13 protein-coding genes and 2 pseudogenes are annotated in these 15,389 nt (G+C 64.4%); 10 read left to right on the top strand and 5 right to left on the bottom strand.

Features of this window, described 5'->3' with window-relative positions; genetic code table 11:
• Positions 1–129 precede the first annotated feature (129 nt).
• Positions 130–1,122, top strand: a complete 993-nt coding sequence (locus tag KI241_RS19575) for an amidohydrolase family protein (RefSeq protein WP_212803891.1) — start codon at positions 130–132, stop codon at positions 1,120–1,122.
• Between the two features lie 92 nt (positions 1,123–1,214).
• Complete coding sequence (locus KI241_RS19570) at positions 1,215–1,679, top strand: DUF3859 domain-containing protein (RefSeq protein WP_042732938.1); 465 nt, start codon at positions 1,215–1,217, stop codon at positions 1,677–1,679.
• A gap of 222 nt (positions 1,680–1,901) precedes the next feature.
• On the opposite strand, the gene fabB is transcribed toward KI241_RS19570, so the two are convergent.
• From fabB to KI241_RS19545, 5 genes are all read right to left on the bottom strand, one after another.
• Positions 1,902–3,122 carry a beta-ketoacyl-ACP synthase I gene (fabB, locus tag KI241_RS19565; protein ID WP_042732937.1) on the bottom strand — a complete coding sequence of 407 codons (1,221 nt, stop codon included), beginning with the start codon at positions 3,120–3,122 and terminating at the stop codon, positions 1,902–1,904.
• An 11-nt stretch (positions 3,123–3,133) separates the two neighbouring features.
• Positions 3,134–3,649 (bottom strand): 3-hydroxyacyl-[acyl-carrier-protein] dehydratase FabA, encoded by a 516-nt coding sequence (gene fabA / locus KI241_RS19560; RefSeq protein ID WP_003204400.1) that lies wholly within the window; start codon positions 3,647–3,649, stop codon positions 3,134–3,136.
• 236 nt (positions 3,650–3,885) lie between these two features.
• The gene (locus KI241_RS19555) at positions 3,886–5,787 is read right to left on the bottom strand and encodes an ATP-binding protein (protein WP_042732924.1); all 1,902 of its coding nucleotides are present in this window, start codon (positions 5,785–5,787) and stop codon (positions 3,886–3,888) included.
• Entirely contained in the window at positions 5,784–6,716 is a 933-nt protein-coding gene (locus KI241_RS19550; protein WP_212802897.1) for an ABC transporter substrate-binding protein, read from the bottom strand. Before KI241_RS19550 ends, KI241_RS19555 begins: the two co-directional genes overlap by 4 nt.
• The gene (locus KI241_RS19545) at positions 6,717–8,843 is read right to left on the bottom strand and encodes a TonB-dependent receptor (RefSeq protein WP_042732865.1); all 2,127 of its coding nucleotides are present in this window, start codon (positions 8,841–8,843) and stop codon (positions 6,717–6,719) included.
• 199 nt (positions 8,844–9,042) lie between these two features.
• Here KI241_RS19545 and KI241_RS19540 point away from each other — a divergent pair, with 199 nt between their 5' ends.
• The 8 genes and pseudogenes from KI241_RS19540 (at position 9,043) to KI241_RS19505 (ending at position 15,383) form a co-directional block, all read left to right on the top strand.
• Positions 9,043–10,068 (top strand): NAD(P)H-dependent glycerol-3-phosphate dehydrogenase, encoded by a 1,026-nt coding sequence (locus KI241_RS19540; RefSeq protein ID WP_047736449.1) that lies wholly within the window; start codon positions 9,043–9,045, stop codon positions 10,066–10,068.
• Positions 10,069–10,096: 28 nt separating this feature from the next.
• The gene (locus KI241_RS19535; RefSeq protein WP_042732571.1) at positions 10,097–10,444 is read left to right on the top strand and encodes a DUF4389 domain-containing protein; all 348 of its coding nucleotides are present in this window, start codon (positions 10,097–10,099) and stop codon (positions 10,442–10,444) included.
• Positions 10,441–10,893, top strand: coding sequence for a phosphohistidine phosphatase SixA (gene sixA, locus KI241_RS19530; protein ID WP_042732570.1), 453 nt, complete (start codon positions 10,441–10,443; stop codon positions 10,891–10,893). Before KI241_RS19535 ends, sixA begins: the two co-directional genes overlap by 4 nt.
• A gap of 209 nt (positions 10,894–11,102) precedes the next feature.
• The gene (locus tag KI241_RS19525; RefSeq protein ID WP_042732569.1) at positions 11,103–11,546 is read left to right on the top strand and encodes a hotdog fold thioesterase; all 444 of its coding nucleotides are present in this window, start codon (positions 11,103–11,105) and stop codon (positions 11,544–11,546) included.
• Between the two features lie 151 nt (positions 11,547–11,697).
• The gene (locus tag KI241_RS19520) at positions 11,698–12,492 is read left to right on the top strand and encodes an alpha/beta hydrolase (RefSeq protein ID WP_042732568.1); all 795 of its coding nucleotides are present in this window, start codon (positions 11,698–11,700) and stop codon (positions 12,490–12,492) included.
• Positions 12,489–13,340: an alpha/beta hydrolase gene (locus KI241_RS19515; protein WP_042732567.1), complete on the top strand. Its 852-nt coding sequence runs from the start codon at positions 12,489–12,491 to the stop codon at positions 13,338–13,340. The genes KI241_RS19520 and KI241_RS19515 overlap by 4 nt, the downstream gene beginning before the upstream one ends.
• A 129-nt stretch (positions 13,341–13,469) precedes the next feature.
• Positions 13,470–14,286 (top strand): annotated as a pseudogene (locus KI241_RS19510) (DUF4892 domain-containing protein).
• Positions 14,287–14,346: 60 nt separating this feature from the next.
• Positions 14,347–15,383 (top strand): annotated as a pseudogene (locus KI241_RS19505) (AI-2E family transporter).
• Positions 15,384–15,389: the final 6 nt, after the last annotated feature.

The raw sequence follows: 15,389 nt of genomic DNA, 5'->3' as shown, positions 1-15,389 counted from the left end.
TGAGCAATGGAGGCTCGCAGCATAACCCGCCATCGCCTTCCACGGCACAGGCGGCTGAACCCGAGCGGGACGAGAGGGGTCTATGCTGTTCATGGCCTTTGGAGTCTGCCTGTGTCCTTGTCCCGCCTGATGGTTGCCGGGTTGCTGGCGGTGTCCAGCAACGCCGTCTTGGCCCGCGAATACGCCTACAGCGATGCGCACCTGCACTATGTCGATTTTTTCCAGGAAACCGCCGGGATGCCCAAGCTGCTCCAGGCGATGGCCGACAATCGCATCGAACATGTGATGATCTCCGGCATTCCGGTGGCCAAGAAATGGCACGAAGACGAGCCCAAGCGCCCGCGCTACTACGCCGGTGACGATGCGGACGCCTACTGGTACAGCGCCACCGATGTGATCGTGGCCGCGGCGGTGAGCAAGCTGACCGCCGAGCAACGCCCGCATTTCCATCCGTTCCTGTCGGGCTTCAACCCCAACGACAAGAATTCCGACGCCCACATCCAACGCATGCTCGACCTGTACCCGGGGCTGTGGCAGGGCATCGGCGAAGTGTTCACCCGCCATGACGACCTCACGGCATTGACCTCGGGCGACACGCCGCGCGCCAACAACGAGGCCATGACACGGATCTATCATCTGGCGGCCGAGAACGACCTGCCGGTGATGCTGCATTCGAACATCACCTCCAAGCGTGAGAAAAATCCGCTTTACCTGGCCGAAATCGAAGAGCCGCTGCGCAATCACCCGCACACGCGCTTCATCTGGGCCCACGCCGGCACCAGCAAGGAAATCCATCGACACCAGAAGCAGTTGGATTTTCTCCTGCCGACCCTGACCCGGCTGCTGGAATCCTACCCGAACCTGTACATCGACCTGTCCTGGAGCCTGCTCACGCCGTATCTGCTGGACGAGGCAGGCAAGCCCCGTCAGGCTTGGGTGGAGCTGGTAGAGCGTTTTCCAGAGCGGTTCATGGTGGGGTCGGACGTGGTGGGCCGTTTCAACAAGGTGGGCAAGGAGCTGCGCAGTTTCGACCCGTTCCTGGATGCCTTGCCGGAAGACGTGGCCAGGAAGGTGGCGCGGGATAATTTCCTGGCGGTGTTGCCGCGTTCCGTCCCCAAATGAGCAAGCGTTGTAGCAATGGAGAATGACTTTTTGTCATCAGTCTGTCACCACGGCGTCATACCCTCGCGCTCATCTCAATCAAGGAGCGCACTATGCACCTCACCCGTTCAAGCGCACTGGTCGCGCTGTTGTTGACCTGCGGCCTGGCGCAGGCCGAAGTCCGTGTCGAAGGCCCGGTGGAATACGGCGTGTTCGAAGGGCCCAAGGCCGAACTGCAATCGGGGGAGCGGGTCCTGCGTCGCAGCAACGAGCAGATCCGCCAGACCGAGAGCGTACCGGCCAAGCTGGGCACCAAGTTCGGCATGCGTTACCAGTTGGCGGGCAAGGTCGCGGATGACCAGCCATTGACGCTCCTGTACTTCACTCCGGGGATCCGCACCCCCGATGGCGTGCGTCACGACAAATTCGAAGTCGTGCAGAAGCTGGTGCCTGGTGCGCCACAGGATGTCATGGCCTATGAGTTCACCGAAAGCCATGAGGTGGTGCCGGGGGAGTGGCGGTTCATGGTGTTCCAAGGGGATCGCTTGTTGACGCAGCAGCGGTTCGTGGTGCGCTGATACCCATTCATCTATTGGAGTGTGGGAGCGGGCTTGCTCGCGAAGGCGGAGTGTCAGCCAGCCTGTCTGTAGCTGATGCACCGCTTTCGCGAGCAAGCCCGCTCCCACAGGGAATCGCTGTGAATGCACCCTTCCCACAGCGGGACTGCGCTGCGTTCAGCTGGCATAAAAAAACGCCCCGAACCAGTCGGGGCGTTTTCCTGTGTGATGTAGCGGTGGGGCTTACTTGCCCTGCCAGCGCTTGAGGACCAGGGTGGCGTTGGTGCCGCCGAAGCCGAAGCTGTTGCTCATCACGGTGTCGATGGTGGCGTCTTCGCGCGTCTTGGTCAGGATTGGCATGTCGGCCACTTCCGGATCCAGTTCGTCGATGTTGGCCGAGCCGGCCATGAATTTGCCTTCCATCATCAGCAGGCAGTAGATCGCTTCGTGAACGCCAGCGGCGCCCAGGGAGTGACCCGACAGGCTCTTGGTGGAGCTGATGGCCGGGGCCTTGTCGCCGAACACTTCGCGCACACCTTTCATTTCCGCGACGTCGCCGACCGGGGTCGAGGTGCCGTGGGTGTTCAGGTAGTCGATTGGCGTGTCTACGGTGGACATGGCCATCTGCATGCAGCGGATGGCGCCTTCACCGCTTGGCGCGACCATGTCGTAGCCGTCGGACGTGGCGCCGTAGCCCACGATTTCGGCGTAGATCTTCGCGCCACGGGCCAGGGCGTGTTCCAGCTCCTCGACCACCACCATGCCGCCACCGCCGGCGATGACGAAACCGTCACGCTTGGCGTCGTAGGCGCGGGAGGCTTTGTCCGGCGTGTCGTTGTACTGGCTGGACAGGGCGCCCATGGCGTCGAACAGGAACGACTGGCTCCAATGTTCTTCTTCACCGCCGCCGGCGAACACGATGTCCTGCTTGCCCATCTGGATCTGCTCCATGGCGGTGCCGATGCAGTGGGCACTGGTGGCGCAGGCCGAGGAGATCGAGTAGTTCAGGCCCTTGATCTTGAACGGGGTGGCCAGGCACGCCGAAACGGTGCTGCCCATGGTGCGGGTGACGCGGTACGGGCCCACGCGCTTGACGCCTTTTTCGCGCAGGATGTCCAGCGCTTCCATCTGGTTCAGGGTCGATGCACCGCCGGAGCCGGCGATCAGGCCGGTACGCACGTTGGAAACCTGCTCGTCGGTCAGTCCGGAGTCAGCGATGGCGTCCTTCATGGCCAGGTAGGCGTAGGCCGCCGCGTGGCCGACGAAACGGTAGATCTTGCGATCGATCAGTTCTTCGAGATTGAGGTCAATGGAGCCGGAAACCTGGCTACGCAGACCCATTTCGGCGTATTCCGGGTTGAACCGGATGCCAGGGCGACTTGCACGCAGGTTAGCGGTGACGGTCTCTTTGTCATTGCCCAGGCACGAAACGATGCCCAGACCAGTGATAACGACGCGGCGCATGCGGATAACCCTTAGAAGTTGTCAGTGGAGGTGAAAACGCCAACCCGGAGGCCTTCGGCGGTGTAGATCTCGCGCCCGTCCACGGCCACCGAACCATCGGCAATGGCCATGTTCAGCTTGCCCTTGAGGACGCGTTTGATATGAATGTTATAGGTGATTTTCTTCGCGGTCGGCAGGACCTGACCAAAGAACTTCACTTCGCCCGAACCCAGGGCGCGACCACGGCCCGGCAGACCCTGCCAGCCGAGGAAGAAACCGACCAGTTGCCACATGGCATCGAGGCCCAGGCAGCCCGGCATCACCGGATCGCCTTCGAAATGGCAGGCGAAGAACCACAGGTCCGGAGTGATATCCAGCTCGGCGACCAATTCACCTTTGCCGTACTTGCCACCCTCTTCGCTGATATGGGTGATGCGATCCACCATCAGCATGTTCGGGGCGGGCAGTTGCGCGTTACCTGGGCCGAACAGCTCACCGCGACTGCAGCGCAGCAGATCTTCCCGGGTAAAGGCGTTTTGTTTGGTCATGCGAGCTCCTCAATAGTCCCCTGCGGCAGGGTGGGGCAAATCTTCCCGGTCGATCGAAGCGGTCATGCCTCGAATCGACAGCCTACTCATAGACTATTGCGTTGTAGTGAAAGTCACAGCACACGGGAAATGAATGTACACCTGTGCACTGAAATTTTTATTCAAGCCCCAATCGAGGCATGTTCGGGTGCCTAAGACTGCCGCACTTTCGCCTTTCACGCCAGTCGCAGATGGTCCTAGCCCACCCAGCGCTGCAGAATCTGCTGCAGGTCAATCCGTTTGAACGGCTTGGCCAGGTAGTCGTTCATGCCGGCGGCCAGGCAGGCTTCGCGGTCGCCCTGCAAGGCGTTGGCGGTCAGGGCGATGATCGGTACTGCGTCGCGCCCCGGCAACCGGCGGATCTGGCGCGTGGCCTCGTAGCCATCGATGATCGGCAGCCGGCAATCCATGAGAATCGCCTCGAATGCCTGGCTTTCGGCACTGCGCACGGCCTGGGCGCCGTCGGTGGCGACACTGACGGTGAAGCCCAGGCTGCGCAGCATGGCCTGGGTGACGGTCTGGTTCACCGGGTTGTCTTCCACCAGCAGGATGTTGCGGCCCGCGCCGTCGCCTTTGTCGGCCGGCTGCTGCGCCGCCAGCACCGGCGGCGTCTGCCGCGACAGCGCCAGCGGGATCTCCAGGGTGAACACCGAGCCGTGGCCTTCCTCGCTCTGGGCGCGCAGCGTCCCGCCCATGCGTTCGGCCAGGGTGCGGGCGATCGGCAGACCGAGGCCGGTGCCGCCGTAGCGCCGGGAAATCGAGCTGTCGGCCTGCTGGAAGGCGTCGAACATGCGCTCCAGGGTCTCGGCGGCAATCCCGATGCCGCTGTCGCGCACGGTGCAGGTGAACCACAGCAGCTCGTGGTCGAGGGCCTGCCACTGGCATTGCACGGTCACTTGGCCTTGCTCGGTGAACTTCAGGGCATTGCCGATCAGGTTCACCAGGATCTGGCGTATGCGCGTCGGATCGCCCTGGACCTGCAAGGCCTGCATGTCCTCGGGAATCAGCAACTCCAGGCCCAGCTGGCGTTGTGCGGCGCTGTGCTGGAACGACTGGGCGCAACTGCCCACCAGTTCCGCCAGGTTGAACGCAATGTGTTCCAGTTCCAGGGCCGAGCGTTCGATGCGCGAGAAGTCGAGGATGTCGTTGATCACCTTGAGTAGGTGCTCGGTAGACTCCGACGCCAGGGTCGTGTACTCGTGCTGCTCGTCGCTCAGGCGGGTGGTTTCCAACAGTTGCAGCATGCCCAGCACGCCGTTCATGGGCGTGCGCAATTCATGGCTCATCATCGCCAGGAACTCGGACTTGGCGCTGTTGGCTTTTTCCGCTTCCTCACGGGTCTGGATCAGTTGCGCGATGGTCTGGTGCTGTTCCCGGCTGGCTTGCTCCAGGCCGTCGGCCAGGTTGTTGATGTGCCGTGACAAGGCCCCCAGCTCCGCATCGTCGACGATGGGCAGCGGGGTGCTGTAGTCCCCTTGCTGGATGGCCTTGACCGCGTTGCCGATGTCGCGGATCGGCTGCGACAGGTCGGTCGCCAGGCGGCGTGCCACCAGGAAGGTGAACAGCAGGGCGAACAGCGCCAGGATCGCCGCCTTGAACAGGATCTCCTGTTGCCGCTGGCTGAAGGCGTCGCTGGACATGCCGACGATCACTCGGCCCAGGTAATCCTCCACCGGCGCCTCGACGGATGTGCTGTTGCCCTGCAGGAAGTCATTGTTCAGGGTGATGCGTTGCAGGCGCACCGGGGACTGGAAGACCTCGATCTGCTGGGAGTGGCTGCGAGCCTGCTCGGGCTGTTCGACGTACACCAGCACCTTGCCGGTGCTGTCCTGCACTTCGAGAAAGCGCACGTGGGGCGTCGCCAGGGTCGCCGTGAGCAAGCTTTCGAGGACATCGTTGTTACCGGAAATGACGCCATACTCCGTGGCCGGCGCCAGTTGGTTGGCGATCAGTTGCCCGGTGTGATTGAGTTCCTGGCGCAAGTCCTGGATCCGCACGAAGGTGAAGAAGCTGATCAACAGGACGGTCAGCAGCAACGCCGGGCCGAGGGCGATGAGCTGGGTGCGGGTGTTGATGTCCCAACGGCGACGCAAGGTCATGGGCGGTGTTCTCCTTCGGCCAACGTTGCAGCGACGGATTCGGCATCAATCGGTTCGATCCCCAGCGAGCGGGTGACCTGGCGGTTGCCCAGGACTTTGAAACGGGCCGGGTACAACGTGCGCGGCCAAGTCGTGGCGGGGCGATCGAGCAGTTCGTCGAGGATCGCCAGCCAGTCGTCCTGGTCGCTGTAGGTGCTCGCCAGGCTGCCGGCCTTGACGAAGGCGGCGCTGGGGCCGATTAACGGTCGTTGCCGGGCGTAGCTGCTGAGCAACAGGTTTTTCACGGTCTTGGGGTTGTACAGGTCGGGGTCGTCGAGGCCCAGCAGCACGTCGCTCTGGCCCAGCAGGTTTTGCAGGGGGCGGCTGTCAGCGGTGTCGTCCCAGCGTTCGGTGACGATTTCCAGGCCCAGCGGCGCGGCGGCCTGGCGGATGTCGTTGAGCAAAAACTCGCTGTGCCCGTCGTACAGCACGCCGACCCGACGCAACTGCGGCAGGATCGCGCGGATCAGGCGCAACTGCCGCACCACCGGCGGGTCGCTCCATAGCAGGCTCAGGTGATTGGGCGTTGCCTCGCCCAGGCGGTCGCGGGCTTGCAGCCGGCTGATGCGCAGAACCAGTGTGGCCGGCCCGCGGGTGTCTTGCAGGCGCCAGTCCAGGCTGGGCAGGTCGAGCAGGACCAGGCGGACATTGGCGGGCAGCTTATCGGGCGTCGGCAGGCTGGCCAGCGGCGTGAATCGCACACTGTCTTCCGGACGCAGGGCTTTCAGGGCCTGGGTAAAGGACTGCACGCCGGGGCTGTCCTCGGCGCCGGTGAGCACGATCTCGGCGGCCCGGGCCTGGATCGCCGTCAGCCCGACCATGAGCAGCAGCCCCAGCGCCAGCCTTCGGCAGCCACGCAATGGCGTCCTTCGTGCAGGGGCCCGGCACATTTAGAAGGACAACTCTGCGCTGAAATACAGCACATGGCGGGAATCGTAGCGGTTGTCGACGAACGTGGTCGGTTCGTCGTCCAGGCGCTGTTGCAGGGTGCCCGCCAATTCCAGGCTGGCCTTGCCCAGGGGAATGCGCCGGGCGACCCGCGTGTCGACCCGTTCGAAGCGGTAGCCGTCCAGGGCGTTGGCGGCGTAATAGAACACCGCGCTGTTCCAGCCCTGGCCCCAGTCCCGCAGCCAGCCGGCCGAACCGCTGTTGCGGGCGGTCAGTTGCTCGTCGAGGGGGTTGCTCGCCTGGGCGTCGACGTAGGCGTAGGTCAGGCGCAGGCGGTCGGCGCCGGTCATGCGCCAGTCGAACTGGGTTTCAGCCCCGGAGAACTGTGACTGGTTGCTGTTGCTGGCGATGTATTGGTTGTTGCGCAGCGGTTCGCTGATCATGCCGGTGATTTCGTCGTGGAACAGCTTGACATCGACAGTCAGGCCCAGGTCCATGAAATAGCCGTTGTAGCCCAGCTCCCGGGAACGCATGTGTTCCTGTTCCAGGTTGCCCGGGCCACGGGTCACGACGAAATAGCGGGCGCTGCGCTGGCCGAAGGCGGACGGCTGCAGATTGGTGACCTGGTAGCTCCAGTTGACGTTGTTCTCGAACATGTCCGGCGAGCGCACGGCTTCGGAGTACACCGCGCGCAGGCCATGGCGCGGGGTGATCAGGTAGTTGACGGCCACCCGGGGCGTCAGCGAGCTGCCGGTCAGGCGCGCGTCCTCGAACATGGCGCCACCCTGCAGCAGCCAGTGTTCGCTGGCCCGCCATTCGAGTTGGCCGAACAGGCGCCAGGTGGTGTCGTCCAGCGTGCCGTTGAAGTACGTCTCGGAGTCGGCCCGGTCGTAGCGGTAATTCGCCCCGGTCACCAGTCGCAGGCTGTCGGACAGGCTCAGGGTGTCCTGGATTTCCAGGTCGTAGCGCGATTCACGGGTGCTCTGGTCGATGTCCCCGCACAGGGTTTGCGAGGCGCCGTTGCGCCACTGGTCGATCACCTGGTTGGCCAGTGCCTGTTCCTGCGGCGTGCCGCCGGGTGGCGCGCCGGTGCGGGTGAAGGACGGCATGTTGCGCGCCAGCTTCTCGGCGTAGTTGGGGTTGAGCTGCCACAGGTCGGTCAGTTGCGGGCTGAAGGAGACTTCGGCGTCACAGGCCCGCCAGGTCTGCTGGCGATCCCAGTGCTGGATCGAGCCTTGTACATAAAGGCTGTGGTCGGGGTCCAGGTCGAGGTTCCAGCGCAGCGAACCGGCGTAGTCCTTGGCGATGACGTCGGAGTTATCCCCAGCGGCGGTGATCCCGGCAAACACCGGGTGGTAGGTGTAGGGCCGCTGGTTGGTGCCGTCCTTGGCGTTCAATTGCCAGTCGATGCTCTGTCGTTCGTCCAGGGTCTGGCTGACCGACAGGTTGAAGCGCTCCAGGCGACGGCTGTCGCGGTAGTCCGCCCCGTTGCGGTCACTGTCGAAGCCGTCGTCTTCCTGGCCGGACAACGACAGGCGCAGGTCGCCGCCTTCCCAACCGCTGCCCTGGCTGGCGTACCAGTCGCTGATGCCGCGCTGGCCGCGCGTGATCTTCAGGCGGGTGCCGTGGCTGTCGGCCGGGGCGCGGGTGATGATGTTGACCACGGCCATCAGCGCGTTTGCGCCGTAGCTGACGGTGTTGGGCCCCCGGAAGACTTCGATCCGCTCGATGTCTTCCATGGCCACCGGAATGTCGCTCCAGTCCACGGTGGCCAGGCCGGCGCGGTACACCGAGCGGCCGTCGATCAGCACCTGCATGCGCCGGGCTTCGCTGGCGTTGGTGCCGTGGTAGTTCACGGCGGCCTGGTTGCCGCTGATGTTGCCGACCATCATGCCCGGCACCAGCCGCAGCAGCTCGCTGATATCGCGGGCGCCGCTGGCCTTGATCAATTCGCTGTCGAGCACGGTCATGCTGCCGGGCACGGCCGCCGGCGATTGCTTGAGCCGGGTGGCCGTCAGCACCTGGGGCAGGGGCTGGCTGTCCACGAACAGGTCGTCGCCCAGCACTGGCGGGCTGATGATCAGCGCCAATAGCAGGGTCGAACCGGAGCGGGAAGGGCCAACGGGCACGGTGCAGCCTTTGATAATAGGAGAATGGCGCGCATGGTAACTGAGCTGAACGACTTTTCCATTCACGTTGACAGCATTTTCCTAGGAATTGATGGTCAGCTTCCTACAGTCGTCGGTAATTGTTGCCGGGGCTGGTCGCGCTGCGGCCGCTCCGTATAATGCCCCGCATTGCCACTTGGTATGGATGAACGGATTGCATATGACTGATCAGCGCCCGATTGCGGTCCTGGGAGGCGGGAGCTTCGGAACCGCCGTGGCCAACCTGCTGGCCGAGAATGGCCACCCGGTGCGCCAATGGATGCGTGACCCGGAGCAGGCCGAGGCCATCCGGGTCAACCGCGAGAACCCGCGTTACCTCAAGGGCATCAAGATCCGCCCGGAAGTGGAACCGGTCACCGACTTGCAGGCGACCCTCGACGACAGCGAGCTGTTTTTCGTCGCCTTGCCGTCCAGCGCCTTGCGCGCGGTCCTGGCGCCCCACGCTGAACGCCTGAGCGGCAAGTCGTTGGTGAGCCTGACCAAGGGCATCGAGGCGCAGACGTTCAAGCTGATGAGCGAGATTCTCGAAGACATCGCCCCCAAGGCCCGCATCGGGGTGATTTCCGGGCCGAACCTGGCGCGCGAGATCGCCGAACACGCGCTCACCGCGACGGTGGTGGCCAGTGAAGACGAAGCGCTGTGCCAGCAGGTCCAGGCTGCGCTCCATGGCCGCACCTTTCGCGTCTATGCCAGTGCCGATCGCTTTGGCGTGGAGCTGGGCGGGGCGCTGAAGAACGTCTATGCGATCATCGCCGGCATGGCGGTGGCGCTGGGCATGGGCGAGAACACCAAGAGCATGCTGATCACCCGGGCGCTGGCGGAAATGACCCGCTTTGCCGTCAGCCAGGGCGCCAACCCGATGACGTTTTTGGGCTTGGCCGGGGTCGGCGATCTGATCGTCACCTGTTCGTCACCCAAGAGCCGCAACTATCAGGTCGGGTTTGCCCTTGGCCAGGGCCTGAGCCTTGAAGAAGCCGTCTCGCGCCTGGGCGAAGTGGCCGAGGGGGTCAACACCCTCAAGGTGCTCAAGGCCAAGGCCCAGGAGGCCGGGGTGTACATGCCGCTGGTGGCCGGGTTGCATGCAATTCTGTTCGAGGGGCGTACGCTGGAACAGGTGATCGAATTGCTGATGCGCGGCGAGCCGAAGACCGACGTCGATTTCATTTCCACCAGCGGTTTCAACTGAGTCTTTTGACCGCAAGCAGGAGCGAGCCATGAACGATCCGAAAGGACAACCCCAATACGAATCCATCCTGCTGCGTGTGCTGTGGATGGTGATCTACCTGCTGGTCTGGCAGGTGGCGCAGTTCATCCTGGGCGCCGTGGTGCTGGTGCAGTTGATCTATCGGCTGATCTACGGCGCGCCCAGCGCCAGCCTGATGAATTTCGGTGACAGCCTGAGCCAGTTCCTGGCGCAGATCGGCCGTTTTGGCACTTTCCACAGCGACCAGAAGCCATGGCCGTTCGCCGATTGGCCCACTCCGCGCACGCCCGAAGGTGAAGCGCCGCACGTCGTGGCGCCGGCCGCGCATCCGGTCCGGGACGAAGAGCCCAAGCTATGAAACTCTGGGTATTGCGTCATGGCGAGGCCGAGCCCTACGGCAACTGTCCCGATCCCGAGCGGGCCCTGACCGAACACGGGCGCGAGCAAGTGCTGCACAGTGCCGCGCACCTGATCGGCCAGCCGTTGGCGGCCATTTACGTCAGCCCGTACCGGCGTGCCCAGCAGACCGCGCAACTGGTGCGCCAAGCGCTGGGGTTCGAGCCGCAGCTGATCACGGTCAACTGGCTCACGCCGGAGACACGGCCGCAAAAGGTTTTGGAACACCTGGCGGACCAGGCCCCGGTGCTGCTGGTCAGCCACAACCCGCTGGTGGGCAGCCTGCTGGGCCTGCTGCAACACGGCCACCTGCAACAACCCGAACAGGTGCAGACCGCCGGCCTGGCCGAACTGGAAGGCGACCTGCCGCTGGCCGGGGCGATGACGCTCAAGGCCCTGCGGCACCCCTAGGCTCTGTTTGAAAAGTCTTGAGACGAAGGTCAGGCAAGGCGAAAACCGGCGAGGAACGGCCGGGGTCGCGCTCGACTTTACTGGAGTAAATGAGCATTCCGAGCCGGTTTTCAACGCAGCATGAACGAGTATCAAGGCTTTTCAGACAGAGCCTAGGCTGTGTACGAAATGCAAGCGGCCACAATAACAACGATAAAGGAATGAACACGATGAGTCTGTGGCGCAACACCCCCAACCTCGAACAACTCAACGCCGCCGGTAAAAACACCATCAGCGAAGTGCTCGACATTCGTTTCGAGTCGTTCGACGACGAGTCCCTGACCGCGAGCATGGTGGTCGATCACCGCACCCACCAACCCTTCGGCCTGTTGCATGGCGGCGCGTCGGTGGTGTTGGCCGAGACGGTCGGGTCCATGGCCGCTTACCTGTGCGTGGACACCAGCAAGTTCTACTGCGTGGGCCTGGAGATCAACGCCAACCACCTGCGTGGCGTGCGCAGCGGACGGGTCACCGCCACGGCACGGATGGTCCACCTGGGCCGCACCACGCAGGTCTGGGACATCCGCTTGACCAACGACGACGGCAAGCTCAACTGCGTATCGCGCCTGACCATGGCGGTGGTGCCGCTCGGCGAGCAACCGCCGGCGCGGTGAAGCGCTGGGAGCTGCAAGCTATCAACTTGAGGCTTGCAGCTTCTGTCTATAGCCCAAGCTCGACTGTCATCATTCCTGGCAGTTACGGTCATTGCCGCGTCGGTGGCTTGTGCGCAGAATCGGTGCCAGTTCCCCCAATGGATCGGCTGTCATGTCGCAACAGGTATTTTTCGCCCACGCCAACGGTTTCCCCTCGGCCACCTACGGCAAGCTGTTCGCCGCGCTGGCGCCGCAGTACGAGGTCGCGCACCTGGAACTGCACGGCCACGATCCGCGCTTTCCGGTGGACGACAACTGGCACAACCTGGTGGACGAATTGATCCATCACCTGGAACGCCAGCCGGCGCCGGTATGGGGTGTCGGCCATTCCCTGGGTGGTGTGCTGCACCTGCACGCGGCGTTGCGATGCCCGCACTTGTACCGAGGCGTGGTCATGCTCGATTCGCCGGTGCTGACCCGCACCGACCGGTGGGTGATCCTGGCCGCCAAGCGCCTGGGCTTCATTGATCGCCTGACCCCGGCCGGCCGGACCCTGGGCCGGCGCGAGGAGTTCGCCGATCTGGCCTCGGCGCGGCAGTATTTCGCCGGCAAGACGCTGTTCCGCGGCTTCGACCCGGATTGCTTTGACGCTTACCTGCAACACGGCCTGCAGCCGGTGGGCGACCGCTTGCGGTTGCGCTTCGACCCGGCCACGGAAATCAGCATCTATCGCGGCGTGCCGCACACCAGCCCGGGCCGGCCCCGCACGCTCCAGGTGCCGCTGGCAGTGGTGCGTGGCCGGCAGAGTCGCGTGGTGATGCGCCATCACACTCGATCGGTGCGGCGCATGCCCCATGGCGAAGCCCTGAGCATGCCCGGCGGCCATATGTTCCCCCTGGAGCGGCCGCAAGACACGGCCAACCTGCTCAAGGACCTGTTCCAGCGTTGGCAGGGGCATCGCCCATGAGCACGGTCGAAGAGGTCCGCCTGAGCCTGCCGCATATCGAGTTGGCAGCCCACCTGTTCGGCCCGGAAGAGGGCCGTCCGGTGATCGCCCTGCACGGCTGGCTGGACAACGCCAACAGTTTCGCCCGGCTGGCCCCGCGGCTGGCGGGCTTGCGGGTCATCGCCCTGGACATGGCCGGCCATGGTCATTCCGGGCATCGGCCGGCCGGTGCCGGTTACGCGCTCTGGGACTATGCCCATGACGTGCTGCACGTCGCCGAACAACTGGGCTTGAAACGTTTCGCCCTGTTGGGGCACTCCATGGGCGCCATTGTTTCGCTGGTGCTGGCCGGCGCCTTGCCGGAGCGGGTGACGCACCTGGGGCTGATCGACGGCGTCATCCCGCCCACCGCCCAGGGCGATGGCGCGGCCGAACGCATGGGCATGGCCCTGCAAGCGCAAATGGATTTGCAGCACAAACGCAAACCGGTCTACAAAACCCTCGACCGGGCCATCGAGGCACGCATGAAAGGCCTGGTGGCGGTCAGTCGCGAGGCGGCCGAGCTGCTGGCCCAGCGCGGACTGATGCCGGTGCCTGGTGGCTACACGTGGCGCACCGACAACCGCCTGACCTTGCCATCGCCGCTGCGCCTGACCGACGAGCAGGCCATGGCGTTCGTGGCACGGGTCGCCTGTCCCGCGCACCTGGTGGTGGCGGCCGACGGCATGCTGGCGCGGCACCCGGAGTTGCTGGAGCGTCTACCCTTCAGTCATGAGCAGTTGCCGGGCGGCCATCATTTGCACCTGAATGACGAAGGCGGCGCCGCGCTTGTAGCAGACTGTTTCAATCGGTTCTTCAGCGTTTCTTGACTTGCGCCGGGCAACTGTCGAGGCTGGGCGGGTTGAAAGGGAGACAACCATGACAGACCGCTGCTTACCCGCCCCGTGGTGCACCGACGACGCTTGTCGCGTCCGGGCGCTCCAGGCCACGTCGATCCGATGAAATCATCCGTCCATTCACTCGTCCTGCTGGCGCTGGCCTGCTTGGGCCCGGCATCGTTCGCTGCCGATGTGCCGGGCAGTCGCGACCTGGAGGGCGTGCCACGCATGCCCGATGCCCAGATCGTCGATTACCGGCAAACCAATGACCTGGAACGCGTCTATCCCATGGGCTCGATCCGCCGAATCAGTGGCCAGCTGCGTTTCGACGGCCAGGTCGACGCCCGGGCAACGTGACCTCGGTCACCTACGAACTGCCGCCCGAACATTCCGCGACCCAGGCCTTCACGGCGGCGCGCGAAGCGTTGCAGAAGCAGGGTGCCGAGCTGTTGTTCTGGTGCCAGGCCCGCGATTGCGGCGAAAGCAGCCTGTGGGCCAACGAGGTCTTCGGCAACGCCAAGCTCTACGGTGCCGACAACGGCCAGGCCTACCTGCTGTTGCGCCTGGCGCCCCCGGCGGACAACACCTTGATTGCGCTCTATGGCATCACCCGCGGCAATCGCAAGGCCTACCTGCACGTCGAACAGTTTGCGGCGAATGCCGCGCTGGGGATTTGCTGCCCACTTCGGCGACCCTGCTGCGCCAGCTCAAGGACACCGGGGTGCTCGACTTGCCGCGCCTTGGCGGTGAGCCGGACGATACCTGGCTGCGCCTGTTGTCCCGGGCATTGAACCTGGATACGGGGCTGCGGGTCAGTATTGCCGGCCCTCGGGCCGAAGCGTGGCGGCAGGCGCTGGCGGGCCAGGGGGTGCGGGCCGCGCGCCTGGAAGCCGCCAGTGGCGACGCGCCGGGCCTGCATCTGGAACTGCTGCGATAAGCTGTGGCGGGTCGCGGGCCTCACGCCGTGGCCCGCCCTGGACATTTTTCGAGACCTTACATGCTCAATAACGATCGGCTGTTGGTGCAGATTCTGCTCCTGGTGTTGTTCGGCGCAAGCCTCTGGGTGATGGCGCCGTTCTGGTCGGCGCTGTTCTGGGGGCGGTGCTGGCGTTTGCCAGTTGGCCGTTGATGCGCCTGCTGACCCGCTGGGTCAATGGTCGCGAGTCCCTCGCGGCGGGGCTGTTGACGGTGGGGTGGATGCTGTTGGTGGCGGGGCCGCTGGTGTGGCTGGGGTTCAACCTGGCCGATCATGTGCGCGATGCCACGGCGTTCATCCGCGATGTGCAGGTCGATGGCCTGCCCGACGCACCGGCCTGGCTGGGCGGCTTGCCGCTGGTGGGTGGGCGGCTGGTGGCGATCTGGAACAGCATCGACCAGCAGGGCGCGGCGATGATGGTCACCCTCAAGCCGTACCTGGGACAGGTCGGCAACTGGTTGTTGGCCCGCAGCAAGCAGATTGGTGGCGGCATGCTCGAACTGACCCTGAGCATCGTGTTCGTATTTTTCTTCTATCGCGATGGCCCGCGCCTTGCGGCGTTCGTCCATGGATTGCTGGAGCGCCTGATCGGCGACCGCGCCGGTTACTACATCGAGTTGGTGGCCGGGACGGTACAACGGGTGGTCAATGGCGTGATCGGCACTGCGGCGGCCCAGGCCCTGCTGGCCTTGATCGGCTTCCTGATCGCTGGCGTGCCGGGCGCGCTGGTGCTGGGGATCGTCACGTTCCTGCTGAGCCTGATCCCCATGGGCCCGCCGCTGGTCTGGATTCCGGCCACGGCCTGGCTGGCGTGGAAAGGCGAGTACGGGATGGCGGTGTTCCTCGGCATCTGGGGCACGTTCATCATCAGCGGCGTGGACAACGTGCTCAAGCCCTACCTGATCAGCCGGGGCGGGAACCTGCCGTTGGTCATCGTGCTGCTGGGCGTGTTCGGCGGGTTGATTGCCTTCGGCTTCATCGGCCTGTTCATCGGCCCGACCTTGCTGGCGGTGGCGTACAGCCTGTTGACGGACTGGAGCAAAAGCCAGGCACGCTAGCTTGAA

This window comes from Pseudomonas sp. Cab53 (genome assembly GCF_018325965.1).
In the GTDB taxonomy this organism is placed as follows: Bacteria; Pseudomonadota; Gammaproteobacteria; order Pseudomonadales; family Pseudomonadaceae; genus Aquipseudomonas; species Aquipseudomonas chlororaphis_E.
This window is presented reverse-complemented; position numbering and strand designations above follow the sequence as displayed.